The 25,696-nt window shown below is 62.5% G+C and carries 18 protein-coding genes; 6 read left to right on the top strand and 12 right to left on the bottom strand.

The window, feature by feature from the left end; genetic code table 11:
* Positions 1-2: 2 nt before the first annotated feature.
* From HNQ60_RS21370 to HNQ60_RS21320, 10 genes are all read right to left on the bottom strand, one after another.
* A complete protein-coding gene (locus tag HNQ60_RS21370) occupies positions 3-1,658 on the bottom strand; it encodes a methyl-accepting chemotaxis protein (protein ID WP_184334803.1) in 1,656 nt (551 codons plus the stop codon).
* A gap of 259 nt (positions 1,659-1,917) precedes the next feature.
* The gene (locus tag HNQ60_RS21365; RefSeq protein WP_184334802.1) at positions 1,918-2,709 is read right to left on the bottom strand and encodes an ABC transporter permease; all 792 of its coding nucleotides are present in this window, start codon (positions 2,707-2,709) and stop codon (positions 1,918-1,920) included.
* A complete protein-coding gene (locus HNQ60_RS27280; protein WP_221304364.1) occupies positions 2,709-4,835 on the bottom strand; it encodes an acyltransferase family protein in 2,127 nt (708 codons plus the stop codon). Before HNQ60_RS27280 ends, HNQ60_RS21365 begins: the two co-directional genes overlap by 1 nt.
* A 219-nt stretch (positions 4,836-5,054) precedes the next feature.
* The gene (locus HNQ60_RS21350) at positions 5,055-6,956 is read right to left on the bottom strand and encodes a glycoside hydrolase family 127 protein (protein WP_184334801.1); all 1,902 of its coding nucleotides are present in this window, start codon (positions 6,954-6,956) and stop codon (positions 5,055-5,057) included.
* Positions 6,957-6,964: 8 nt separating this feature from the next.
* Positions 6,965-8,476 (bottom strand): arabinosylfuranosidase ArfA, encoded by a 1,512-nt coding sequence (arfA, locus tag HNQ60_RS21345; protein ID WP_184334800.1) that lies wholly within the window; start codon positions 8,474-8,476, stop codon positions 6,965-6,967.
* Between the two features lie 92 nt (positions 8,477-8,568).
* On the bottom strand, positions 8,569-9,900 hold the full coding sequence (locus tag HNQ60_RS21340; RefSeq protein WP_184334799.1) for an extracellular solute-binding protein: 1,332 nt from the start codon (positions 9,898-9,900) through the stop codon (positions 8,569-8,571).
* Positions 9,897-10,736 carry a carbohydrate ABC transporter permease gene (locus tag HNQ60_RS21335; protein WP_184334798.1) on the bottom strand — a complete coding sequence of 280 codons (840 nt, stop codon included), beginning with the start codon at positions 10,734-10,736 and terminating at the stop codon, positions 9,897-9,899. The genes HNQ60_RS21340 and HNQ60_RS21335 overlap by 4 nt, the downstream gene beginning before the upstream one ends.
* On the bottom strand, positions 10,736-11,647 hold the full coding sequence (locus HNQ60_RS21330; RefSeq protein ID WP_184334797.1) for a carbohydrate ABC transporter permease: 912 nt from the start codon (positions 11,645-11,647) through the stop codon (positions 10,736-10,738). The genes HNQ60_RS21335 and HNQ60_RS21330 overlap by 1 nt, the downstream gene beginning before the upstream one ends.
* A 1-nt stretch (position 11,648) precedes the next feature.
* Positions 11,649-12,740, bottom strand: a complete 1,092-nt coding sequence (locus tag HNQ60_RS21325; protein ID WP_184334796.1) for an ABC transporter ATP-binding protein — start codon at positions 12,738-12,740, stop codon at positions 11,649-11,651.
* A gap of 141 nt (positions 12,741-12,881) precedes the next feature.
* Positions 12,882-13,913, bottom strand: coding sequence for an arabinan endo-1,5-alpha-L-arabinosidase (locus HNQ60_RS21320; protein ID WP_221304363.1), 1,032 nt, complete (start codon positions 13,911-13,913; stop codon positions 12,882-12,884).
* A 503-nt stretch (positions 13,914-14,416) separates the two neighbouring features.
* On the opposite strand from HNQ60_RS21320, the gene HNQ60_RS21315 reads away from it, so the two are divergent.
* On the top strand, positions 14,417-17,311 hold the full coding sequence (locus HNQ60_RS21315) for a TonB-dependent receptor (RefSeq protein ID WP_221304362.1): 2,895 nt from the start codon (positions 14,417-14,419) through the stop codon (positions 17,309-17,311).
* 149 nt (positions 17,312-17,460) lie between these two features.
* Here HNQ60_RS21315 and HNQ60_RS21310 read toward each other — a convergent pair whose 3' ends face one another.
* Positions 17,461-18,966, bottom strand: a complete 1,506-nt coding sequence (locus tag HNQ60_RS21310) for a glycoside hydrolase family 43 protein (RefSeq protein WP_184334795.1) — start codon at positions 18,964-18,966, stop codon at positions 17,461-17,463.
* Positions 18,967-19,028: 62 nt separating this feature from the next.
* Between HNQ60_RS21310 and HNQ60_RS21305 the strand changes: the two genes are divergently transcribed.
* Both HNQ60_RS21305 and HNQ60_RS21300 read left to right on the top strand, forming a co-directional pair.
* Positions 19,029-19,187, top strand: coding sequence for a hypothetical protein (locus tag HNQ60_RS21305; RefSeq protein WP_184334794.1), 159 nt, complete (start codon positions 19,029-19,031; stop codon positions 19,185-19,187).
* Positions 19,188-19,227: 40 nt separating this feature from the next.
* Positions 19,228-20,025, top strand: coding sequence for a FadR/GntR family transcriptional regulator (locus HNQ60_RS21300; protein ID WP_184334793.1), 798 nt, complete (start codon positions 19,228-19,230; stop codon positions 20,023-20,025).
* Positions 20,026-20,110: 85 nt separating this feature from the next.
* On the opposite strand, the gene HNQ60_RS21295 is transcribed toward HNQ60_RS21300, so the two are convergent.
* On the bottom strand, positions 20,111-21,832 hold the full coding sequence (locus HNQ60_RS21295; RefSeq protein WP_184334792.1) for a sodium:solute symporter: 1,722 nt from the start codon (positions 21,830-21,832) through the stop codon (positions 20,111-20,113).
* Positions 21,833-22,139: 307 nt separating this feature from the next.
* On the opposite strand from HNQ60_RS21295, the gene HNQ60_RS21290 reads away from it, so the two are divergent.
* From HNQ60_RS21290 to HNQ60_RS21280, 3 genes are read left to right on the top strand one after another with little or no spacing between them, the layout of a single operon-like run.
* Positions 22,140-23,714, top strand: a complete 1,575-nt coding sequence (locus tag HNQ60_RS21290) for an aldehyde dehydrogenase (NADP(+)) (protein ID WP_184334791.1) — start codon at positions 22,140-22,142, stop codon at positions 23,712-23,714.
* A 33-nt stretch (positions 23,715-23,747) separates the two neighbouring features.
* A complete protein-coding gene (araD1, locus tag HNQ60_RS21285) occupies positions 23,748-24,740 on the top strand; it encodes an AraD1 family protein (protein WP_184334790.1) in 993 nt (330 codons plus the stop codon).
* Between the two features lie 5 nt (positions 24,741-24,745).
* The gene (locus tag HNQ60_RS21280) at positions 24,746-25,681 is read left to right on the top strand and encodes a Gfo/Idh/MocA family protein (protein ID WP_184334789.1); all 936 of its coding nucleotides are present in this window, start codon (positions 24,746-24,748) and stop codon (positions 25,679-25,681) included.
* The last annotated feature ends 15 nt before the right edge of the window (positions 25,682-25,696 follow it).

Genomic DNA, 25,696 nt, shown 5'->3' with positions numbered 1-25,696 from the left:
ACCTAGGCAGCTCTCGCGAGCTGGTGTGTGGAAGGCGCGGCGGAACGTGCGGGTGCGTGCAACTGCCGTCCAGCCTGCATCGAGAACGCCGAGATCGCGGCCAGCATCTGCTCCGACTGACGCTGCAGGCTCTGCGCCGTTTCACTGAGTTCGTGCGCCATCTGTGCGTCCTGCTGAGTGATCTTGTCCATCTGCGACATCGCGCGATTGATCTGCTCGATGCCCGATGACTGTTCGCGGCTCGCAGCTTCGATCTCCGAGATGACATCGGTCACGCGCTTGACGGAATCCACGACCTGCCCCATCGATTCCTCGGCCTGAGCCGCCAGCGCGCTGCCGCGGGTCACGCGCTCGTTGGACTGCGTGATCAGCTCCTTGATCTCCTTGGCTGATGCGGCCGAACGCTGCGCCAGACTGCGGACTTCCTGCGCGACGACTGCGAAACCCCTACCCTGATCGCCAGCACGTGCTGCCTCGACAGCTGCATTCAGCGCCAGCAGATTGGTCTGGAATGCGATGCCGTCAATGATGCCAACGATCTCGCCGATACGGCGCGACGACTCGGTGATGGCCCCCATCGTCGCCGAAACTTCGCTCACGACTTCGCGTCCACGGACCGTTGCCGAAGACGACTGCACCGCGAGCTTGGTTGCCTGATGCGCACTTTCCGTGTTTCGCGCGACGGTGGAGGTCAGCTGCTCCAGAGACGCTACGGTTTCCTCGAGACCCGCTGCGTGTTCGCTGGTGCGATTCGACAGATCCGAGTTGGCATTCACGACTTCACCGACACCGTCGCGGACCTGTTCGGCGGCGGCGATGTTGTCTTTGAGCACGCCGTCGAGCTTGACTCGCACCTGTTCGAACGCTTGTGCGACTGCCACGATGCACGACACACCCTCATCGACGATGCGGGTTCGGGTGTCGCCGCTCACGAGTTTGAACGCAGCATCGCGCAACTTGATCAGCGGGCGCACGACGCTGTGCTGAATGTAGAGCATGTTTGCGAACGCAATGCTGGCGCAGGCTGCACTGAGCAACGTCATCATTGCCGGGCCTCTCGCCAGCAGATTCGTCAGCGCGGCTCCGGCCATCAGCGCACTCTGCGCGCCGACGACCACCCATGTGCCCGTGCGCAGAGACGGATTCGACGCGCGACCCAGGAGACCGCGGATCGACGTATCGAAGGCCCGCCCTTCCTTGATCCGGATCGAGCCCGCGCGCCCGGCGCGAATGTCCGCATAGATGCGCTCGGCCTGGGTGATTTCTTCGCGCGAAGGCTTCACGCGAACCGACATGTATCCGACGATCTGGCCGCGATCCATCATCGGCGTCACGTTCGCCCGCACCCAGTAGAAACCGCCGCTCTTGCGCCGGTTCTTGACGATGCCCGTCCAACTCCTGCCCGCGCGAATCGTTTCCCACAGATCGGCGAACGCTTCCTTCGGCATGTCCGGGTGCCGCACGATGTTCTGCGGCTGCCCGATGCATTCTTCCAGCGAGAACTCGCTGCTGCCCAGGAAAGCGGGATTGGCATAGGTGATGCGGCTGGTCGCGTCCGTGTGCGTGATGATGACTTCATCATCCGGCAGCACGTACTCCGCGTTCGTCACAGGGCCATTCGCGCGCATGTTGGTCTGAGCTCCTTTGAACCGTTCCATCTGCCTCTACGGGGCAGGTATGAACGAGATAGCGGCAGCCTCTTTCCAATGATGAGTCCCGCAGTACCGATTCAGGTTTCGCCGCGGGGTCCGCTCATGGCTGACTTGGAGGCAGAGGCGGAAAAATCCGGGGATGCCCTATTCAGGCCGTCATCCCATTCAAGCGATTGACCGCGGTGCGATTGGCCAGCCCTTAAGGGCCGAGAACGCGAACTGGGCAAGTTGGCCGTGTTTGCTGCTCGGGGCAGTCCCTAAGCGATCAGCCTTCCCTGGCGAGTCGCCGCGTCGCAAGGCCGAGGAACAGCACGGTGACTCCGAGCAGCACGACGACGTGATTCACTGCCGATCCGACGATGAAGTTCTGGGCGCCGATGCTGGCGAGTGCGAGTTGGTCGAGATAGAACGCGGGCGAACCCAGCACCACGACACGGATTCCCTCGGGTAGAGGAATGAACAGGCCCGAAAAATAGATGAGCACTATGTAGATCACGTTCGTGATCGCCGGCGCGGCCCGGCCCGAGCAGATGGAACCGAGCCACAATCCGATGGAGCAGAACGGAATCGCGCCCAGCGACACGACGGCGACCACGGTCAGTACCTGCAGGATCGACAACTTCACTGAGCCGAGCGCGAGAGCTGCGCCGGCCATCAGTGTGACGGCAATCGCAGTCGATACGACCGACATCGCCACACTGGCGAGCAAGGCCGCGAACGGAGGCATCGGAACAGCCCGCTTGTAGCGGAACAATCCCTGCTCGCGTTCCAGTGCGAACCCGATCCCAAAGCCGAACATGCCGGGCGTCATCGCGGCCATGGTCGCGAATCCGCAGAACATGAAGAACGATACGTTCGGGTCCGTCGCCTGGAACGCACGGAACACGAAGCCGACGAGCAGATAGAACATCAGTGGGAACAGCAGCGTGGGGATCGAAAAACCGGGATTGCGAATCGCCCTGAGGAACGCGTACTTCGCCTCGGTCACGTAGCAATGGATCACCCTGCTCGTCGGCATGGGTGCGTTGACCTGGGAAGCCACAGTCGTGATGGACATCAGGCAGCCTCCTGCGTGAGCTCGGTGAATGCCTCGGACAAGCCAGCGCGCTGGACTTCGAGGTCGGAGAGTGTCGCGTCGGCCGCGAGGAGTCGTCGAACGACATCCTCCGCGCGGGCCGTCGAGATCAGGACGCGACCGCCCGTGCTGCTGACGGAGTCGACATCCGGCCAGCGTTCGATCTCCGCGATCGGCGTGCTCGTGGTGCAGCTCACACGTCGACGGGAAACCAGTGCGCGCATCTCATCGACGCTGCCGCTGGCGATGACCCTGCCTTTGGCGACGACGATGACGCGATCCGCGAGCGATTCCGCCTCTTCGAGATAGTGCGTCGTAAGCACGATGGAACAGCCACCACGAACGAGTTCGCGGATCGTGGACCACATCATTTCGCGCGCGCGAATGTCGAGGCCTACGGTCGGCTCGTCGAGGAACAGCAGCTGCGGCCGACCACAGATAGCCATCGCGAACTGCACCTGGCGCTTCTGTCCGCCCGAGAGCTTGCCGTAAGGACGCAGTGCCAGCTCCTTGGTGTGCGTCATCTCCATCGCCGCTTCCGCAGTCATCGGTGCGGCGTAATAGCTCGCGGTGAGATCGATCAGCTCCCGCACTCGCAGTTCCGGTGCGAGCGCGACCTCCTGCATCATCACACCGACGCGACGACGTGCCGCGAGCGACTCCGGACTTTCATCGAACAGAGAGACGGCGCCTTGGTCGGGCCGTTGCAGTCCGAGCATCAGCCCGATGGCCGTCGACTTGCCGGCGCCATTCGGACCGAGCACAGCCACCAGCTCGCCTTTCCCTACATTCAGGTCGAGACCGTCGAGTGCCAGCGTCGAGCCGTAGCGCTTCTTCACGGCCTTCAGCGAAGCCAGAGTCTTCTGCGGGTCGTGCGAATGCGATGTCGCCGGTGCGGCAACAACCGTGCTCGGTCGCTCGAGCCCCTTCTCGAGCCCCTTGGGGTAGCGGCGACCGTTGAGTACCTCTCCTATATATGTAGAGCGGACGAACGCCCGGTAGCTCAAGAGGAGCAGCGCCGTTGTGACGCTGACGATCAGCGGATACTTCACACTCCAATGCAACGGCCACTCCGACACGAGCTGCTGCAGCGCGAACACCAGCGGCAGATGCAGGAGATAGAGCCAGTACGACGAATCCGCCAGGTAGCGGACGACCGGACGCTCACGCGACAGGTATCGCATCGCCGCGCCGATGATTGCGAAAGTCCAGCACCAGCTCGCGATGCCGTAGATCACCGCGTAGGCAAGGCGCGGCAACCCTTCAAGCTTCGCAAAAAATCCCGACGGCAGATCGCTCACCATGAACAGCGCGACACTCGTCAGCACGATCGCGGTCGCGAGATACGCCACCCAGCCGCGCTGCATCGAAGAGAGCAGCGTCGTCTGCCGATGAAGCAGCCAGCCGAAACAGAACGCCGTCGCGAAGGCAATGAAAGCCGGCGAGTTCGGGATCAGCGACATGTCCGGCGTCGGAATCCCGCCGTGAACCATCCACGGCTGGTAGAAATGGAGCGCGGTCGCAACCGGAATCGCTAGCACCATCGCTGCCACCGGACTGCGAACGAGCCAACCCATCGACGCGTCCGCGCGTGCCCGGATCGCATCGGCGTTCGGCAGCTTGACGATCAACTGCCGAATCACCAGCACGACCACGTACAGCAGCGCGAGCACGTAGAGGAACCACAGATGCATGAGCGGGAACGGCAACGCCGGCTTCTCGAATCCGGGCGGCGGCGCCGGTGGCGGCGAACCCCAGGCGGCCCAGATCAGCGTCGCGATGATCATCGGTGCCAATATCAGCCAGCCGACAACGAGCGGAATGCCGACGCGGCGCAGCCGGTCCCTGATGAAGCCCGAAGCGCCACGGCGATGAAACAGCAGATGCGCGAAGAAGCCCGCGATGACGAAGAACATCGTCATGCGGAAAACATGGATGAAGAAGAATGTCCCTTGCAGGAACTCGCTCTGCGAGCGGTCGGCAATCGGCCAGCCTACTGCGATCAGACCGGGCATGAACGACATCGTGGCGTGCAGCACGATGCCAAGGAGCAAGGCGAACGCTCTGACTGCATCCAATGCGTGCAGCCGTTCCGGCGAGTCGTGCATGGTGGTCCCCATCCTCAGGCCATTGCGACGGCGTGCATTCTGCGCAGCCTGCAAGCGGGGGAACAGGGAGAACCGGTCAATAGCGGCGACGTACCGGTCGGGGCGCGGATGCGCCGGTTAGCGCAGGCCGTCATGCCCGCGAAAGCGGGCATCCATCCCGGCTAGCAAGATGGACTCGGCTTTCGCGGGAGTAATGGAGAACCTTCGCGGGAGTAACGATCAGGGCGTCGCCGGCTTCAGCGCCCAATAAACGTTGTACCGCTCGTAGTGCAGATCTGGAAAAGGCCTCAGCGTCACGTCCGAGGGCTGACCTATGCCCTGCGTCTTGAATGCCAGCTGATCACCCGGCAATCGGCGAATCGCGGCAAGCGCCTTCTCCGTGGTGGCCGCCAGCGTCGGCACCGGGAAGTCAGGCGCCTTCAGATTGACGACCTGGTCCTTCGCGTACGGAACGGTTTCGCTGCGAGGCGCCGGGCCAAGGTCGCCGGCGAGGACGAGCGGTCCGTACAGGAACGCGACGGTATTCGGTGCGCCATGCACTTCCTCGGTACGAACCGCCATCGGGATCGTGACGCTGACGCGATCGCCCTTCTTCCATGTCCGGATAATCGTGGCATAGGACCCTGGCGGCGCCTCGTTCCCGATCACCCTGCCGTTGACCTCGATCGTCAACGGCCGCGTGGCCCACGCCGGGGTTCGCACACGCAGCGACATGGGTCGATCCGAAGCCTGCTTCACGACGAATTGGGTCCGATCGCCGCGCGGATAGTCCGTCCGCTGTTCGATCGCGAAGCCCTTCTCACGCCAGGTGAGCGCCGAGGGAATGAACAAGTTCACATACAGATCGTCGGTGCCGTGGAAGTAGACGGCCTCGCCGTACTTCGTGTGATTCTCCATGCCACTACCGACGCAGCACCAGAACGACTCGAACGGCGTGCTGTAAGTACGGAAGTGCCCGGGCTTCAGCGACATGAAGTACGTGAACATGCCGCGATCAGGTTCCTGCGACGCAAGGATATGGTTGTACAGCGCGCGTTCGTAGTAGTCCGCGTACTCGACGCTCGGCTGCCAGGTAAACAGATGCTCCGTCAGCTTGAGCATGTTGTACGTGTTGCACGTCTCCGCGGTCGCAGCGCTTAGATGCGACGATGCGGTGTTCGGCACGAAGAAATGTTCGCCGTCGCTGTTCCCGCCGTTCACCCAAGAGTGCTGGCGAACGACGATCTTCCAGAAGTCGACCGCGGCAGCGCGATCGTCGGCATTGCCGGTCACCTCGTAGCTGCGCGCCGCGCCGGTGATCTTGGGAATCTGCGTGTTCGCGTGCTCGCCTGCCAGCTCATCACGACCCGCAACGAGCGGGTCGAGCACAGCGTGGTGATAGAAGCGGTTCGCCGTCGCGAGATAGCGCGGCTCACCGGTCAAGTAGTGAATCTCGATCAGCACCTCGCGCATGCCCCCGTGCTCAACGCTGAGCATGGATTGCAGTTGCTCCTGCGTCAGGCCCGCGGTGACAGAATCGACCCAGTCGGCGAGCTTGAGCGTCACAGCTTTCGCCTGCTCATTGCCGCCGAGAACCCAGGCATCCTTGAGCCCGGCGAGCACCTTGTGCTGCGTGTACCAAGGAACCCACGCGCCGTTCTTGAAGAAGAAGTGATCACGCGGCTCAACCTTGCCCTGCTTCAGCCCGCGCAACGTTTCCAACTCCGCAGGCGGCAGTGCACCGACATAGCCGTCGCCATATCCGCGCTGGGCCTCAGCCATTTCCGCGACGATGTAGTCGATGCGCTCCCGGAAACGCCGATCGCCAGTCGCTTTGTATTGCTGCGAGAGCGCGGTGACGTAGTGACCCAGCGAGTGACCGGCGATGCCCTGCGATTCCCAACCGCCGTACAGCTCGGCCTTCGGCTCCAGTCCCGCGTATTTTCGAGTGTTGTGCAGCAATCGGTCAGCATCGAGCTCCAGCAGGTACTTCGCGTTTCGCTCCATCGCGGCCTTGAATGGGCCGTCGAGGAGCTGAACGTCCGACAGCGGGAATGTTTCGACCGGCGTCGGATGCGCTGCCGCGAACATCGGCACAGCCAGGAGAACCGAACCCGCTGCGCGAATCAGCACCGACCTCATCGCGGGTCTCACGACGCTGCGCCCGTTGCGATCACGTTCCACGACAGCGGCTTGAGCTTCGCCTTCAACGTCTCGCCGCTGATCGTCACATCGCTGCGTGACGCCGGCGATACCTCATCGCGCTTGTCCTTGGAATTGATCGCCTTCAGATCCTTGTGGTGCAGCTCCGACGCACTGACGACCTTGAGCTTGCCGAGGCCGCGCAATTCGACTTCGAGCTCGATCTCTTCCGTCGTGTGCCGGTTCAGCGCCAGGATGTTCACCTCGCCGGAGTCCGGGTCGTGCACGATGCTCGCGAGGACGCAGGAAGCATCGGCATGTGTCTTGGTCGAGAACGTCGGCGAATCGATCTTCGCACGCAGTACGTTGCCGCGCGCGTGCCGCGATGCCTGCGAGAACGGATGAAAAATCGTCTGGCGCCACGCCGGACCGCCGGTCTCCGTCATGATCGGACCAATGACATTCACGAGCTGCGCGATGCACGCTGCCTTCACGCGATCGGCGTTGTTGATCATGGTGATCAGCGCGCCGCCGACGATAAGTGCATCCTCGAAGTTGTAGATCTCTTCGATGAGCTTCGGTGCCTGCGGCCAGCCCGGCTTGCGCAGGTCTTCTGGCGTGTGCGCCTTGTACCAGACATTCCATTCGTCCAGCGACAGCATGATGCGCTTCGAGGAACGGCGCTTCGCCGCCACGGCATCGGCGATCGCGGCAACTTCCTTGATGAACGAATCCAGGTCCTCGATGACCGTGAAGAACGTCTGGATGTCGTTGCTGTCATTGCGGAAGTACTGGTGCAGCGAGATGAAATCGACCTCGTTGAAACAGTTGTCCAGCACGTCGTGTTCCCATGCAGCGTATGTCGGCATGGTCCGTGCGGATGAACCACAGGCTGCGAGCTTGATGTCGGGGTCCACCCAGCGCATGACCTTGCCGGTCTCCTGCGCTATGCGGCCGTACTCGGTCGCGGTCTTGCGGCAGATTTGCCATGGCCCATCCATTTCGTTGCCGACGCACCAGAACTTGATGTCGTGCGGTTTCTCGTAACCGTGCGAGCGGCGCAGGTCCGACCAATACGTGCCGCCCGGATGGTTGCAGTACTCGAGGAAATTACGCGCCTCGTCGGCACCCCGCGTCCCTGTGTTCACCGCGAACATCGGCTCTACGTTCGCGACGCGACACCAATCCATGAACTCGTTCGTGCCGAACTGGTTGGTCTCGGTCGAGCCCCATGCGAGATCGAGTCGCGTCGGGCGCTTGTCCTTCGGCCCCACGCCATCCTCCCAGTTGTACCCCGAGAGGAAGTTGCCGCCGGGATAGCGAACGATCGTCGGACCCAGCTCCTTGGTGAGCTCGAGCACGTCCTGACGAAAGCCGCGCTTGTCCGCGGTCGGATGCCCCGGCTCGTAGATACCGCCGTAGACACATCGCCCCATGTGTTCGACGAACGTGCCGAACACGCGGCGATCGAGAGGAGAGATGATGAAGTCGCGGTCGACGATGATTCTGGAGCGGAGCATGGGGGAGGTCTCGGAGAATTAGGAGAGATCGGAAGCTGCGAGCGATGCGCTGCGAGCTGCGAGCCAGATGGATGGAACCTCTGGCTCGTTGCTCATGGCTCACCGCTCGTCGCCAGCACATGAAACAAGAGATCGTTGACGCGATGCTCGGCGTCGAACAGCGCGGCCTCCACCGACTTCTGGCCGGCGATGGCGGGGGCAAGCTCTTCGCCGATCGTGTCTTCGATGGCGAACCGTCGCTCGACGCCCGCCGGCAGCGGCGTCCCTGTAAGCGCAATCTTCGCGATGTTGTCGCGATACGGCAGCGCCTTGAACTCGGCGCTTTCGATGACGCTCGTGAACGCGGGCAGATGACCGGTGCGCGCCCACTGAAAGTTGTTGTCGGCAAGGAACTTCAGAAGACGATAGACAGCCTGTCGTTGCTGGGGAGTTCGCTCTTTCACCGGCATGACCCACGAATGGCCGTCAGCGAAGGTGGCGTCCTTCTCCGGGAAGAGCTGCGGATACGGATAGACGGTGTAGCCGTTCGACAGCGGTCGGTCAGGCCGTCGCGACTCCGCTTCGTAGTCGCCGATCATCCAGGTGCCGACGAGATACACACCGCCGTCACCATTCATGAAGCCGCGCGTCGCAGCGGCATAGTCCTGGTCGCGAGTCGTGAGTCCTTCTTCGTAGAGCGTCCGGAACATCTCGACGATCCGGCGGGCCTCGGGTGTCCGCAGCTTGATGCGCTTCGGATCGGCGAAGAAGTCCGCGTCCTGCTGCATCAGATATGTGTACAGGTTCCGCGAGTACGCCGGTTTCTGGTTTGCGAGTGCCTGAACGAAGTACGGCTTGCCCGTCGCCTTCTTGAACTGACGAGCCTGCTCGATGAGCTCTTCCGGCGATGACGGCAGGATCGGCTTGTCGTCGCGCACGAGCCCGGCCTGTCGGAAATAGTTCATGTTGATGTGCCACAGCGGCGCCCACGTGTCGAACGGCATGCCCCAAACGTTGCCTGCAATCGTGACGCCTTTCAGACTCGCTTCGGTGAAGTTGTCCGGCTCCACGCCAACCGCCCGCAACTCCTCGCCCATCGGTTCCAGCAAGTGGCGCGACTGGAAATCTGGAATCGCCGACTCGTGCATCGTGACGACGTCGGGCGCATCGCCGGTCGCCATCTGCGCCGAGAGCTGGTTGTAACCGGGCCAGGCCACCGTGCTCACGGTCACCTTGATGTCCGGATTCTCGGCGCGAAATTTGTTGATGAGCGTCGTGATGATCCCGCACTCGGTCTGCGCCGCAGCGACATCCGTTTGCGATCCGTACTGGGCGTTGCAGGTACCGAAGAATCGCTGCACGACGATTTCATTGGGCGCTTGCGAAACGCCGCAGCCTGCGAGAAGGGCGGCACCCGCGAGGCCCGCGAAGGCACGTCGCTTCACGTCGCTCCTCCAGAAACCGCGCGCACGATGTACTTCTGGAAGAAGACGTACACGATGAGGATCGGCAGCGCGGCGAAGATCGCCTGCGCCATCAGGAATCCGAGGCCGGCGGACTCGGCGAAATTGATCTGAGTCGACGCGATGCCCACGGTCACTGTGTACATCTGGGCGTTCGTGCCCGAGATCAGCGGCCACCAATAGTCGTTCCACGCGTGCAGGAAGGTGTAGATGCCGAGGGTTGCCTGCGCCGGCAACGTCATCGGCAACAACACACGCCAGAAGACCTGGAATCGAGTGGCGTTGTCGAGCATCGCGGCTTCGTCGACTTCACGCGGAATCGCGCGAAAATACTGCGTCATCAGGAACACCCCGAACGACGTCGACAGGCCCGGGAGGATGAGTCCGATGTACGTGTTGTGCAGGCCAAGCTCGCTGAACAGTTGATGCCGCGGAATGATCACCGCTTGCTCCGGGACAGCCAGCCCGAACAACACCAGCACGAAGATGATATCCCGGCCTGGAAACTCCAGGCGCGCGAATCCGTAACCGGCCAGCGACGACAGAACGAGCACACCGATCGTCATGCCGAGCGACACGATCATGCTGTTCACGAACCAGCGGAACACCGGCGATCCGATCACGAGGTCCCAGTAGTTCTGCAGCGTGTACGGCGCATGCAGCACCGAGCTCGTATCGACCATCAGCTCGGCGTTTGTCTTGAGCGACAGGCCCAACGCCCACACGATCGGTGCGACCATGACGATGCCGAGCACGATCACCGCTACGAGGATCAGTCGATCGCTGAGCGTGCGCCCGACCATGCTGCCCGCGGCCATCAGGCTTCTCCCTTGCGGCGGGCCACGAAGTACTGTGCCAGTGCGGCCATCAGGATCAGTCCGAACAGAATCTGCGCGGCCGCCGCTGCGTAGCCGATATCCCAGCGGTTGAAGCCGACTTCGTAGATGAACAACACGATGGGTCGCGACGCATTGTTCGGTCCGCCAAGCGTCATGAGCTGCGCCTGGCCGAAAAGCTGAAACTGCAGCACGATCTCGATGATGATCACGAGCGCGAAGGTGCGGCGGATCGACGGCAGCGTCACGCTCCAGAGCGTCTTCCAGCGACCGGCGTTGTCCAGCGCAGCCGCCTCGTACAGCTCTTTTGGCACCTGCTGCAGCGCTGCGAGGAACAGCATCATTGGCAGTCCGATGCACCACCAGATGGTCGTGATCGCAATCGCGGGTAGCGCGAGATCTTCGTCACTCAGGAAAGCGACAGGCGGCTTGCCGAACATCTCGAGCACGGTGGCGATGAAGCCACCGTCTGGAATGAATACCACGCGCCACAACAAGGTGACGATGGTCACCGAAAGAACGGACGACGAGAAAAACACGCCGCGAAGTACCGCTGCGGCTCGCGTCGTTCGATTCAACGCCAGCGCCAATCCGAGTCCGATGATCGCGAGCGCAGGCACCGTGAGCACAATGAAGTAGAACGTGTTCCACAGCGTCCCCAGGAATACTTTGTCCGCCAGCAGGCGCGTGAAGTTCTCGAGTCCGACGAAAACGCGTTCACCAAAGAAGTCCGCCTTGTGGAGGCTCAGCCACATGCCGGAGAACAATGGATACACGACCAGCACGATATAGATGAGCAGGAACGGCGCGACATAGAGCAGGCTGCTCCAGTCGCCACGAGCGCCGCTGCGCGTCTCACGTGAATCCGTAACGTGTGCAGCCGCGACCGACATCTCAGGCGCCCTCGGCTGCGTGATAGCCGCGCACATCGTCGAACAGGTGCACGCCTGCGCTATCGAACCGCAGGCCGACAGCGTCGGCAATCGCGATGCGGCTCATGCCAGCGTCCTCGGCGACGATCGTCGTGCCGTCGCTGAGCAGGACATAGACGAGCGTGCGGTCACCGAGGCGTTCGACGAACTTCACCGTGCCGCTGCAATTGCCCTCGCCCGTCGCGCAGGGCCGAACCGATTCCGCCCGGACTCCCAGTTTGAACCGCCCTCCTTCCGGCAGCGCTTTGCGATCCACCCGTGTCTCGAGCATCGATCCGTCGGGCAACCGCAGCGTGACGAACGGCGACGCGCCCGTGATTTCAACCGGCGCGAAGTTCATGCAGGGTGTGCCGACGAATCCTGCGACGAACGCGGTGGCCGGCCGCGAGTAGACCTCCATCGGCGTGCCGATCTGCTCGATCCGCTGGTTGTTCATCACGACGATCCGGTGCGCCAGCGTCATCGCCTCGATCTGATCGTGCGTGACGAAGATCATCGCCGCATCGACACGCTGATGAAGCTGCGCGATCTCGAGGCGGGTACGCACCCGAAGCGCTGCGTCTAGATTCGACAGCGGCTCATCGAACAGGAACAGGTGCGGCTCCTTGACGATCGCCCGGCCGATCGCGACGCGTTGTCGCTGGCCGCCGGAGATCTGGGCCGGTTTGCGTTGGAGCAGATGCTCGATTTCCAGCATCTTCGCTGCGGCAGCCACTCGCCGATCGATCTCGGCGGGCGCGATCTTCACGTTGCGCAGGCCGAACGACATGTTCTCGCGCACCGTCATGTGCGGATACAGCGCGTAGTGCTGAAAGACCATTGCGACGCCGCGCTCGCCGGGCGGGAGCGCGTCGACACGCTTCCCGCCGATGCGAATCTCGCCTTCGTCCACCGTTTCGAGCCCCGCGATCATGCGCAGAAGCGTCGACTTGCCGCAGCCCGAGGGCCCAAGAAAGACCACGAACTCTTTCGCGCCGACCGTCAGCGATACGTTGTCGATCACCTTCGACTGCCCGAAGGTTTTGCTGACATTGATGATTTCGAGTTCAGCCACGAGGTCACTCAGGAGAAAGAAAGAATTTCCACGGGGGGCACGGGGAACACGGGGGAAGGACCGAGTTCGCAATGACGCCGGATTTCCGGCCCCCGTACTTCCCCGTGCCCCCCGTGGAAAATTCTGGTTTGCTCCGCGTCTTCACGAGCTCACCACCGGCCAGCCATCGCTCCAGTCGACCGGCGCGATGCGCAGCGTCGGCCGGCCGTCATGCTCGGCGTCGTACGCGTGATAGACGAGATAGTCGTTCGAGCCTTCACGAAAGATGGCGTTGTGGCCGGGACCGCGGAAACGGCGGTCTCCGCGCAGGATCTGGGTGCCGTAGCCATCGAGCATCGATTTTCCGTCACGGCCGACGTACGGGCCCGTCACGCTCTTCGAGCGGCCGGCGACGATGTAGTACGAACTGCTCGCACCGCGGCAGCAGTAGTCGAAGGAGACGAAGAGATAGTAGTAGCCGTTCCGCTCGATCAGGAACGGTGCTTCGATGGCAGCGGGCGCCTTGTCCGGCACAGGTCGTGACGCCAGTGAGTATTTGCGCTTTTCACCGGGGCGAGGCTTCCCTGTCCGCGCATCGATCGGAAACAGCTTGATCCCGCTCCAGAAGCTGCCGAGCGTGAGCCAGTGCTGCCCTTCGCGATCGACGAGCACGTTCGAATCGATGGCGTTGAAGTCATCGTTGCGCTGCGACTCGATCACCAGCCCGCGATCCTCCCATTGAAAATCGGGCGAGGCCGAATCGAGCGTGCGATTGGCAATCAGCCCTATGACGGACCGGTTCGATCCGAAAGTCGAGCACGAGTAGTAGAGCCGGTACTCGCCGTTAATATGAATGATGTCCGGCGCCCACATGCCGACGGTGCCGGGTACGGCCTCCTGCGCCCACTTGGGAATGGCATCGAAAACCTTGCCGCGCAGCTCCCAGTTCACCAGATCCTTCGACGTACGCCACGGCAGCAGGCCGGTCGCGTCGGCCGCCTGGCCCGTGGAGAACAAATGATAGGTATCGCCTTCCTTGACCAGGCAGGGATCGTGAACAGGAAAGAGATTGCCGGCCAGGCGCTCGTTGATCGGGGACTGCGCGCTTCCCGGCCGCGGCAACAGCAGCGCGCCGAGCGACAGCGTCGTCGCACGCAGAAGGTCTCGACGGTTCAGATACGAGCCGTTGGTCATCGATCGCTGCCGTGGGTCATTTGCCGTGAGCGCGAAGTCCCCCGGCCGGCGTCGCGGCAGTCGCCAGGGGAAGCGACTTTGCCACGACAGCCGGCCGGGGAGAGAGCGTGAGAAATCGGTGCGCGATCACCGCGCCATGAAAGTCATGTGGGAATCGGCGGAGGAATTCGCGCCCGGCATTGCTACGCGGCCGCGGCCATTCAGACGTGTCATCGATTTTCCCCCAGCAGCGCGCGTTCGACGCCTTGACTTGCATTAACTCCGACAAATGAATGGTATCGATCCGGACCAGGGTGGGCAAGCCTGAAGGAGGTACCGAAACCGGTTACCGGAAGGTTTCGACCCCTCGGCACCGTGTGGCGAGAGTAAGACAGGCTCATTTTGCACCTGCGAACGCCTCCGAAACAGCGATCCGGGCCCGAACCCTCCTTGCCAGCCGCCTAATTGTCGGACAAGATGGCCCGGTCGGATTCAATTGTCTAACAAACTTGGGGGAGCATTATATGAACAGGTGGGGGATCGAGCGCGCCAATCACCGCACGCCGCGCAACATGCGGCTGGCTTCGGCCATTTCGACGGTGCTGCTCGGCGTCACAGCGGGCGGCAGTGCCTTCGGTCAGGCGGCAGCGCCGGCGACCGAAGAGCTGGAAGAAGTGGTCGTCTCCGGCATTCGCGAGAGCCTCGAGAAGGCACTCGACATCAAGCGCGAATCCATTCAACTCGTCGATGCGATCGTGGCCGAGGACATCGGCAAGTTCCCGGACAACAACGTGGTCGAAGCGCTGCAGCGCGTGCCCGGTGTTCAAGTCACCGACCGTGCAAACGGCGAGGCCGGCAAAGTCTCCATTCGCGGCCTCGACGATGTCACAACGACGGTCAATGGCCGCAACGTGTTCACGGCATCGGGCCGTCAGATTGCGCTGGCCGACGTGCCGGCCAACCTGATCAACCGGGTCGACGTCTTCAAGACCCGCTCCGCCGACCTGATCGAGGCCGGTATCGCCGGCGTGATCGACATTCAGACGCAGCGCCCTTTCAATTTCCCCGAGAGCAAAGTTTCGCTGTCGGTGCGCGGCATCTATCAGGAACAGAGTGAAGAACTGGATCCCAACGTCAGCGCGCTGTTCAGCGATCGCTGGACAACGGGCATCGGCGAGGTCGGCGCGCTGCTGAACGTCTCGTACGCGCAGACAAACTATCGCGGTCAGAGCTTCACGGCTGGCGCGCAGATGCCGTTTGCCACGGATGATCCGCCCGCGAATCTCGGGGCTTACCAGATCATTCGTTCGGTCTATAACCAGGGCGGTCCTGAAGACTGGGCAGTCGCTCCGCAGTACTGGGGCGTGGAAAACTGGCAGCCTGGACTGCTCAACGGTCTGCCCACGGCACCAGGCTCGACAATGGTTGTCGGCGGCGAAGAGGCCGAGTACATCCTGTCACGCGATGCTGTGTTCGCCAGCGATCTCACTGGCGAGCGCGAGCGTCCGGCAGCCAACATCTCACTGCAGTGGGCACCCAACGACTCATCCGAGTACGTGCTCGATGTGTTCTACAACGGCTATCGCAACCAGCAGTTCAATTCGCTGATGTTCACGTTCGTCGACTTCTGGGGCAGCCCCCAGAACGCCAACATCGTGCTCTACCCGGGCACGAACATCGTCAAGTCGCGCAACACGGACGTGCCTTTCGGCTTCACGAGCGGTGACTTGTTCACGGCGAAGACCGACAGCTTCCTGTACGCGCTCGGCGGCAAGTGGAACGTCAGCGATGCCTTCGAGTTGCGCGCCGATGTGGCCTGGCAGACGAGCGAATACGAGGAAGACTTCATCGCCATGCGTGGCGTTCGCGTCGCGCCCGGCCTGTCCATTGACTTCAACGCAGGTGACGGCATTCCGGCGCTGACGTTCAACGACAATCCTGGTACCGCCGACATCGACGAAAGCGACCTGACCGATCCTCGCCTGTGGAACCTCGGTGAGTTCTACGACAACGCCGGATGGCGCGAAGGCGATGCTGCAACAGTCACGATCGATGGCGACTACCACATGGATTCCGCGTTCCTCACGACGCTCAGCTTCGGCGTGCGCTACGACGACCGCAGCGCGTCGGAAGGTACGCGTGGTCAATCCGCTGGCTGGCTGGCCGGCCTGGGCAGCGGCACGACGATGGCGAACTTCCCGGATCTCGTTTCCACCAACAGCGGATTCTTCGACGGTCAGGCGACTGTGCCCGGCGGCTGGGCCGCGATCGACGGCTACTACCTGCGGTCGCACGCCGACCAGATGCGCAACCTCTACAACACGACGTTGAACATCGACCTGGCAGTCGGCGATGAGCTCGTGACCCCGAAGAACTTCGAAGTCAACGAAGTGACTTCGGCGGCCTACTTGCAGGCGAACTTCGACGTCGATGTCGCCGGACATCAGTTCGACGGCCAGTTGGGCGCGCGCTATGTGTCCGTCGATACGGACATGGATTTCTGGGAGGGGCCGGCGAACGCGCGGGTTCGCACGTCGGACTCGGCCACGAAGTCGAAGCTGCTGCCCAGCGTCATGATGCGCTTCGCCTTCACGGATGAACTGCGCCTGCGCGCCAGCTACGGCGAAACGCTCCGGCGTCCGAACTTCATCGACCTGAACCCCGTAGTCCGCTATGCCCGAGATGTCTCGAACATTGGCTACGGCACGGCGAACGGCGGCAATCCCGACCTGGAGCCCACCGAGTCGAAGAACTATGACTTGTCCCTCGAATGGTACTTCTCCAACGCGAGTGCCGTGTACGTCACGGCGTTCAAGCGTGAGATCGAGGGCTTCGTCGTACCGTTCCTGCGGCGCGTGAACTATACCGACGACATCGGACCGTACGACTACATCCTTGCCCAGCCGTACAACGCGTCGAACGGTGAACTGGACGGCGTGGAGTTTGGCTTCCAGTACTTCCCGGAGAACGTGCCGAACTGGCTGAACGGGATCGGCCTGCAGGCCAGCTACACCATGCTGGACTCGCAACAGGACACACCGATCACGAACTCGGCCGGCGAAATCACAGGCACGCAACGAACATCCCTGTTCGGCGTATCGGACTCTTCGTACAGCGCGGTGCTCGTGTATGAGAAGGACAACTTCGATGCCCGCCTGTCGTGGGTATGGCGCGAAGACTTCCTCAACAACTACGAGGCGGCTCTGTTCGCCAACCCGAAGGAAGTGTGGCGCGCATCGGAGCAGAACCTGGACTTCCAGCTCAGCTACGACCTCACGGACGCGCTGGTGCTGACGTTCGACGCCACCAACCTCACGGATGAGATCTACCAGAGCTACTACGTGAACCCGACCACGAACAATTTCGGCTCCGCAATCGTGGGCCGGACGTTTGCACTGGGTGCGCGCTTCACGTTCTGATCGCGACTGAATCGGCCGGAGCCGGAGGGCAGCTCGCAAGGGCTGCCCTTTTTTGTTGGAGGTGTGCACCGCTCCGATTGTGGGTCCGGCTTCAGCCGGACGTTATCCGAAGGACGCCTTTCGGGCGTGCGCGCCCGACTCTTGCGCTCTCAAGCGCCGGTTCGCGCGCCCCAGATCGACACGCCCGCCTGCGACTGCGCAGTGAACGTCACGGCGAAGGCATTCGCGTTGCCATTCCACTGACGGGACAGGACACCATTGAACAATTCGCCCGAAGCGAGCGTCAGCGCGATGTAGTTGTCACCCTTGTGCAGCCATGTGCCCGTTATGGCACCACTGATCGTGCCGTCAGCGTTGAGCGTGATCGTCTGCGAGGCGCGAATGGCCGCGGTGATGTCCTTGCCGTGATTGATGTACTTGTAGCTACCCTGCGCTTCTGTAGCGGTCACCGCCGCCGCAACGGGCGTTGCGCTCACGCTCGTTGGGACATAGCGGAACGGAGCAGCGACCGGCCAGCCGTCCTCATTGAATAGCAGTTCGTGCACGCGCACTTCGTGCTGCTCGCCGCGATTCGGAAAGCGCGTGTGAAAGATCAGGAAATACTTGCCGGTCGCGGCATCGAAGTACCCAGAATTGTGACCGGGAGAAACATAGCCGAGCGCAGTGCCCGTCTCGCCGCTGGCAGGCGCGAACTGGTGATTGCCCATCAGCTTCTGCGCGTGCGGCGCGATGCGCGAGTCGTCGAAGAGCTGGTTCGGATTGCCCTTCACCGTCGCCATGTCGGTGCCCGCCGCGTCGAAGTACGGACCATCGGGCGCATCTGCCCGGGCAACGCGAATGTTGTAGCCGCCGACAGCGTCGAGACCACCGAACGAAACGAAGAGATAGTAGTAGCCGGTCGATGCGTTGTAGAGCACGTACGCGCCTTCGATGCGTGCGTGGTGGCCGCCGATCAGGTGCTTGCCGTAGCCCTGCCCGGGCTGCGGCAGTCCGGTCGTCTTGTCCATCGCCAGGATGAAAATGCCGCCCGAGTAAGAGCCGTAGATCATCCAGAGATTGTCGTCGCGATCGAAGAAGGTCTGCGGATCGACGGCATTCGGATGAACCTGCGCGTCGTAGACGCTCACGCCGTCCTCGCTGATCTCGCCCCACATCCCGGATTTCAGGAGGATCTGCTTGTTGACGTAGGGACCCGTTACGCGATCGGCGACCGCAACGCCGAGAGCCGAACGCGGCGAATCGCCTTTGCACGAGTCGTAGTACATGTAGAACTTGCCGTCCGGGAGGCGGACCACATCGGGCGCCCAGAGTCCCGTGACTTCGGACCATGCAAACGTGTCGCGCAGTTCCCGCGTAACGTCGTTGAACAACGGGTTCGTCGCCGTCACACCGTCCGCGACCCGCGTCCAGTTCAGCCAGTCCGTCGTCCTCGCCGCCGCGAGGTGCGATCCGAAAACGTAGTAGTCGCTGTCGACCTTGATGATCGACGGATCGTGGACCGACACCTCGGTGAACGTGACTCCGGGAGGCGGCGGGTTGCCGCCACCTCCGGATAGAGGTGGAGTGCCGCCGTCATCGCCGCCGCCCCCGCCTCCTCCGCAGCCGGCGAGCAGAGCCAGTGGCAACGACAGGACGATTCTTCTGGTTGTAGGCATGGATTGACGCACCGGAAAGTAGTGACTTGCGTCCCGGCACGTCCACGGATATTGTCGGACAAATGAAATTGAGGCAAGCGGAGCTTGAGGCGGGTATTTCGACGCTCTGCGCGGCGCACGCTCACGAGTCGGGACTGAGGTCGCTGAGCAGTCTTGTCGTCTATAGGAAGCGCGGCGTGATCGTCGTTGCGTGCCATCGCGCGAGCATCGATGGCCTTTAGAGTTGCCCCGAAACGGACCGCGAGACTAAATTAACGACTCATGGCCGTGAAAAAGAAACCGATAGCGACACCGAGCCCGGCTGGTGCTTCTTCTCCCGCGTCGAAAGCCAACGCGCGTGCGCGTCGCCGATCGTTGCGCCTGCACGGGACGATTGCGCGCGACCTCGGCGTCCTCATCGTCTCGGGACGCTACAAGCCCGGCGAACTCCTGAATGGTGAAATCGCGGCAAGCGACCGCTTGCACGTCTCGCGAGGCGCGTATCGCGAGGCGGTCCGTATTCTCGCCGCCAAAGGACTCGTGGAATCGCGCCCCAAAGTCGGCACTCGCATCAGTCAGCCAGAACGCTGGCACATGCTGGATCCGGATGTGCTCTCCTGGATCTTCGAGTTCGAACCGGACGAGCACCTGCTTACGAGTCTGTTCGAGCTGCGCAAGATCGTGGAGCCGCAGGCCGCGGCACTTGCCGCGTTGCGCCGGACCGATGAACATCTCGAGGCGATGGCCCGGGGCCTAGAAGGAATGGCGAAACACACGCTCGCCGTGGAAGCGGGCCGGCTCGCCGACCAGGAGTTCCACTCGGCTCTCTTGCGCGCGAGCGGCAACGAGTTCGTGATGTCACTGACGAGCGGCGTCGGCGCCGCCATTTCCTGGACCACGATTTTCAAGCAGCGCGACAATCCCCTGTCCCGTGATCCGATGCCGGATCACGTGCGTGTTTACGAAGCGATCAAGGCCTCGGACCCGCAGGCGGCGCACAAGGCGATGGAGAACCTCGTCGATCTCGCCTTCCTCGATACGACCAACGCCCGCCGGCCGCGCATGAAGGCGGCGAAGTAAGCCAGTACCCCGTCATCCCCGCGAAAGCGGCGATCCATCCTGGGTTCGAGGAAGCGGGAAAGGATCGATCCTCTCCCGCCCTGCCTTACCAGAAGTAGATATAGATGCTGGCGATGATCGCGACGATCACGACGGTGTGGAAGATTTCCCAGAAACCGTAGCCGTCCTTCTCTTCAGCGATCTGTTCCGCCGTTGCCGTGTTGTAGGTGATACCCGCGATCTGCTCCGGCGGTGCCTTCGGCGTGACTGCGCTCACCGCGAAGATCACTACGCAGGTGAAGACGAACAGCATGAAGCTGAAGTACAGCCAGTTGATGTCGACGAGTGTCTGGATGAAGCCCGGCCACTCGACGCCGTACATCTCATGCGTAGCCTGGAAAACCAGGCGGAGCATGCCCAGGACGAAGCCCGTGACGATGCCGATCAGACCCGACTTCGGCGTCACGCCATTCGAGAAGATACCCAGCATGAACACGGCGGCGATCGACGGTGCGAGCAGCGACTGCACCAGCTGAAGATAGGTATAGAGCTGGCCCTTGCCCAGATCCTGCAGGAACGGAATCCACAGCATGCCGAGCACGATGACACCGGCGGTCGCGATGCGCCCCACATTCACGAGGTGCTTTTCCGATGATTGCGGGCGCAGGCGCTTGTAGAAGTCGACGGTGAACAGCGTCGCGGTCGAGTTGAACAGCGACGCGAGCGCACTCATCAGTGCCGAGAGCATGCCGGCAAGCACGAGCCCGCGCAGACCGACGGGCAGCAGGCTCGAAACCAGCACGGGGAACGCACCCTGCGGGTTGTCGCCGATGGTTTCGAAGCCCGGGGCGCCCTGCTTGTACAGCGCCACAGCGATCATGCCCGGCAGCAGGAAGATGAAGAGCGGCGTGAGCTTGAGATAGGCCGCGAAGATCGTGCCGCGACGCGATTCCTTCAGGCTCTTGCCCGTCAGCACGCGCTGCACGATGTATTGGTCGGTACACCAGTACCACAAGCCGATGATCGGGGAACACAACAGCACGCCCAGCCACGGCGTAGCGCTCGGATCGAACAGAAAGCCCGGGAATCCCTGCGTTTCCGGCGTGGTCGAGAGCGGCCGCCACAAATGGCTCGTGTCCGGATTCGCTGCCAGCAGCGCATCCATGCCGCCGATCTCGCCGAGACCGACGAACAGAAGGACAGTGGAGCCCGCGAGCAGCACCGGCACATGCATGGCTTCGGTGTAGAGCACCGATTTCATGCCGCCCAGAATCACGAAAACGCCGGTGATGATGACCAGCGAGAAGGCGGCGAACCAGAAGAAGTCGACCTGCCCCAGCAGCGGCACATTCACCTGGTCATAGCCGAGAATCGTCTGGATCGCGAAGGCGCCGGCGAAGATGGTCACCGAGGCTTTGGTCAGGATGTAGCTGACCAGGAAGATGACCGAGAGCACCGTGCGCGTCGCGGGCGTATAGCGTTTCTCGAGGAATTCCGGTGTCGTGAAGATCTTCGCGCGCAGATAGAAAGGCGCGAATATCCAGCCCAGCACCAGCACCAGGTACGAATGCAGCTCCCAGTGGGCGAACGCCACGCCCGAATCGGCACCCGAGCCGGCCAGGCCGATCAGGTGCTCGGCGCCGATATTCGAGGCGAAGATGGAAGAGCCGATCAGGACCCAGCCCGCGGTACGGCCGGCAAGAAAGTAGTCTTCGGTATTCTTTTCCTTCTGCATCGCACACCACACGCAGATGGCGGTGTTGACGACGAAGTACAGGGCCACCACGGCCCAATCGAGGCCGGAGAAAGAAACAGCGGTGCCGGTCATGCGTGCATCCCGTCTTTAGTTGTTCGTGAATCGTAGGTCATCGTCCCAGCGACGACGGGACGCGTTGTAACGCGCCCAATCCCCCCAAAATCATCCCCCAAGCACCCGGCGCCCTGGATTGTCCGCTGGGCGAACCGGGCGTGTATGGTATGCGGCGGCGGCGTGTGAGCGCTACCACAACTTCGAGGGTCCCCCTTGGTAACCCTCATGCCGTGTTATATTGTCTGAGTTATAGTAAACCACGCAAATGAAATCGTTCGTTCGCCCCGGGGGCCAAGCCGAAGGCGGAACGAACTGGAGAATTTCCATGGCGATTTCCGGAGAGTTGTTGATCGGTGGCCAGCGCGTGCGGAGGCCCGAAACCTTCCTCGCGGTGAATCCTTCCACGGGCGAGAACCTGCAGCCCCCTTTCAGCTCAGCGAACGCGGAGGATGTCGAGAAGGCGTGTGAGCTGGCTTGGTCGGCATTTCACAGCTACCGCGAGCTCGACCCCGAGAAGCGCGCCCAGTTTCTCGAGGCCGTGGGCGACCAGATCATGGCGCTCGGCGACGAATTGCTCGAACGAGGCCACGCGGAATCCGGTTTGCCGCTTGCACGACTGACGGGCGAACGCGCCCGCACCGTGAATCAGCTGCGATTGTTCGCAGACGAGCTGCGCAAGGGCGGCTGGATGGGCCTGCGCATCGACCCGGCGCTGCCGGATCGCAAACCCCTGCCCCGCTCCGATCTTCGCCAGCGCAAGATTCCGCTCGGGCCGGTGGTCGTGTTCGGCGCCAGCAATTTCCCGCTCGCGTTCTCCGTGGCGGGCGGCGACACGGCCGCGGCACTTGCCGCGGGATGCCCGGTCATCGTCAAAGGTCATTCGGCGCATCCCGGCACGAGCGAACTGGTCGGCCGAGCCGTGAGTGCCGCAGTCGAAGCCTGCAACTTGCCGCGCGGTGTCTTCTCGCTTCTGAACGGAAATTCCCGGGCGCTCGGCCAGTCGCTCGTAGCACATCGGCATGTCAGGGCTGTGGGTTTCACGGGTTCCCGCGTCGGCGGAACCGCGCTGATGAAGATCGCAAGTGAGCGCAAGGAACCGATTCCGGTGTACGCCGAAATGAGCAGCATCAATCCGGTCGTGCTGCTCCCCAATGCGCTCGCTACTCGCGCGGAAGCGCTCGGCAAGGATTTCGTCGGCTCGCTCACCCTCGGCGCTGGTCAGTTCTGCACCAACCCAGGCCTCGTGCTCGCGCTCGACGGGCCGGATCTGAAGCGCTTCGTCGAATCCGCAGCCGCTGCTCTCGGACAGGTTCCTCCCGCCACGATGCTCACTCCGGGTATCCATGCCGCGTACGAGAAGGGCGTCGACAAGCTGGCGCGCAACGATCGCGTCACGACGATCGCTCGTGGACTCGACAAGGCCGGCGTCAACTGCGGCCGTGGCGCACTGTTCACGATCACTGGCAGCGACTTCGTGCAGCACGATGAGGTTGCCGAAGAAGTATTCGGCGCTTCTTCCGTTGTCGTGCGCTGCGCGGACGAGGCGGAGCTGGTTCGCGTGCTGGAGCACCTGGAAGGGCAACTCACTTCCACGCTGCACCTCACCGACGAGGACACGGCAATTGCGTCGCGATTGCTGCCGGTGCTCGAACGCAAAGCGGGCCGCTTGATCGCGAATGGATGGCCAACCGGCGTCGAAGTCGCACATGCGATGGTTCACGGCGGTCCGTATCCCTCGACCTCCGATGGCCGCAGCACATCGGTCGGAACGCTCGCCATCGAACGTTTCCTGCGGCCTGTCTGCTACCAGGACATCCCCGATGCACTGCTGCCCGCCGCGCTGCGCCGCGATGCGCCCAAGCGCCCGCGCCGTCTCGACGGCGTCTACGTGGCCGACTGACGACTTGCTCCCCTTGCCAACCGAGAGATGACGATGACGTTTCGACTGCTGCAGATCACAACCCCGACCGGCTCACGCGCAGTCGTTGCGTCCGAAGGCGGCGACTCCGGCTGGCGAGTCGACGGTGTCACCACCGTGTACGAGCTCGCCCGCCTTGCGCTTCAGAAGCGGTCGAGCCTGAAGGATGCAGCAAGCTCACGACGATCGAGCGAGCAGATCGATCTTGCCCAGGCAGAGAAGCAAGGTCGCCTGCTCGCCCCGATCGATCATCCCGACAGCGCTCATCTCTATCTGACCGGAACCGGCCTCACGCATCTCGGATCGGCTGAAGGCCGCGACAAGATGCACAAGGCCGCGGCGTCTGGTCAGGTCACCGATTCGATGCGGATGTTCATGATGGGCGTCGAAGGCGGCAAGCCCGCGCCCGGCACCGTCGGCGCGCAGCCCGAGTGGTTCTACAAGGGCGACGGATCGCACATCGTCGGCACGGGCAACGCACTGCCGTCGCCGGACTTTGCACTCGACGGCAGCGAAGAGCCCGAGATCGCCGGCATCTACATCATCGACGACCAGGGCAACCCGCATCGTCTCGGCTTCTGTCTCGCGAATGAGTTCTCCGATCACATCATCGAACGCGGCAACTATCTGTGGCTGGCCCATTCGAAGTTGCGCCATGCAGCGCTCGGCCCCGAGCTGGTCACAGGCGAACTTCCCAGCGACGTACGCGGCACCAGCCGCTTGCTGCGCAACGGCAAAAAAATCTGGGAGAAGCCGTTCCTGACCGGTGAGACGAACATGTCGCACACGATCGCCAATCTCGAACATCATCATTTCAAGTACGCGCTGTTTCGTCGCCCCGGCGACCTGCATGTGCATTTCTATGGCACGGCGACTTTGTCGTTCTCCGACGGCATCAAGACGCAAGAGGGCGATGTGTTCGAGATCGAGGCGCCGCCGTTCCGACTGCCGCTGCGCAACCCGCTCGGTCGCGTCGCATCGCCGAGCTCAGCAGTCACTTCGCTGTAAAGATCATGAAGAACTCCACGGGGATCAAGATCGGTCTGGTGGGGATGGGCAAGATCGCGCGCGACCAGCACGTGCCCGCGATCGCCGGCAATCCGGCGTTCGAGCTCGTTGCGGTCGCCAGCCCGAACCACAAGCTCGAAGGCTTCCCTCATTACCCTGATGTCGCGTCGCTCCTGAGCGCAATCCCCGACATCGACGCGCTCGCAATCTGCACGCCGCCTCAGATCCGCTACGACATCGCGCGCTACGCACTCGAGCGTGGCCATCACGTCATGCTGGAAAAGCCTCCGGGCGCGACATTGAATGAAGTTCGCGCGCTCGTCGAACTCGCGGAACAGCAGAAGGTTGCGCTCCACGCTACCTGGCATTCACGCGAAGCGGCGGGCGTCGAGCCTGCGCGCCAGTGGCTCGCCAACCGTAAAGTGCGCAACGTCATCGTCACGTGGAAAGAAGATGTTCGCGTATGGCACCCCGGACAGACCTGGATCTGGAAAGCCGGCGGCCTCGGCGTATTCGATCCGGGCATCAACGCTCTGTCGATCATCACGCGCATCCTGCCGGGCCATCTCGTGCTTCGTGACGCCGAACTCGCATTCCCCTCGAACTGCGAAGCCCCGGTCGCTGCGACGCTGCAACTCAGGAATGAGCACGGCACCGCGGTCCGCATGGAGTTCGATTTTCTGCAGACAGGCCCACAAACCTGGGATATCGCCGTCGAAACCGACGACGGCCGCCTGCTCCTGTCGCTCGGCGGCTCCGTGCTGCGCATCAACGACGACCCGGTCATGCAGGCACCCGATCGCGAGTATCCGAACCTGTACGCACGTTTCGAAGAACTCGTGCGCGAACGCCGGATCGATGTCGACGTAACACCGTTCCGCCTCGTCGCCGATGCTTTCATGTGCGGCCGCCGTGTTGTAGCCGCACCGTTTGTCGAGTGACCTGAGAAGAACAGA

Origin of the sequence: Povalibacter uvarum (genome assembly GCF_014202975.1) — a bacterium.
Lineage (GTDB): Bacteria > Pseudomonadota > Gammaproteobacteria > Steroidobacterales > Steroidobacteraceae > Steroidobacter > Steroidobacter uvarum.
Note: the sequence above shows the minus strand (reverse complement) of the source record. Positions and strands in the feature narration are given on the sequence as shown.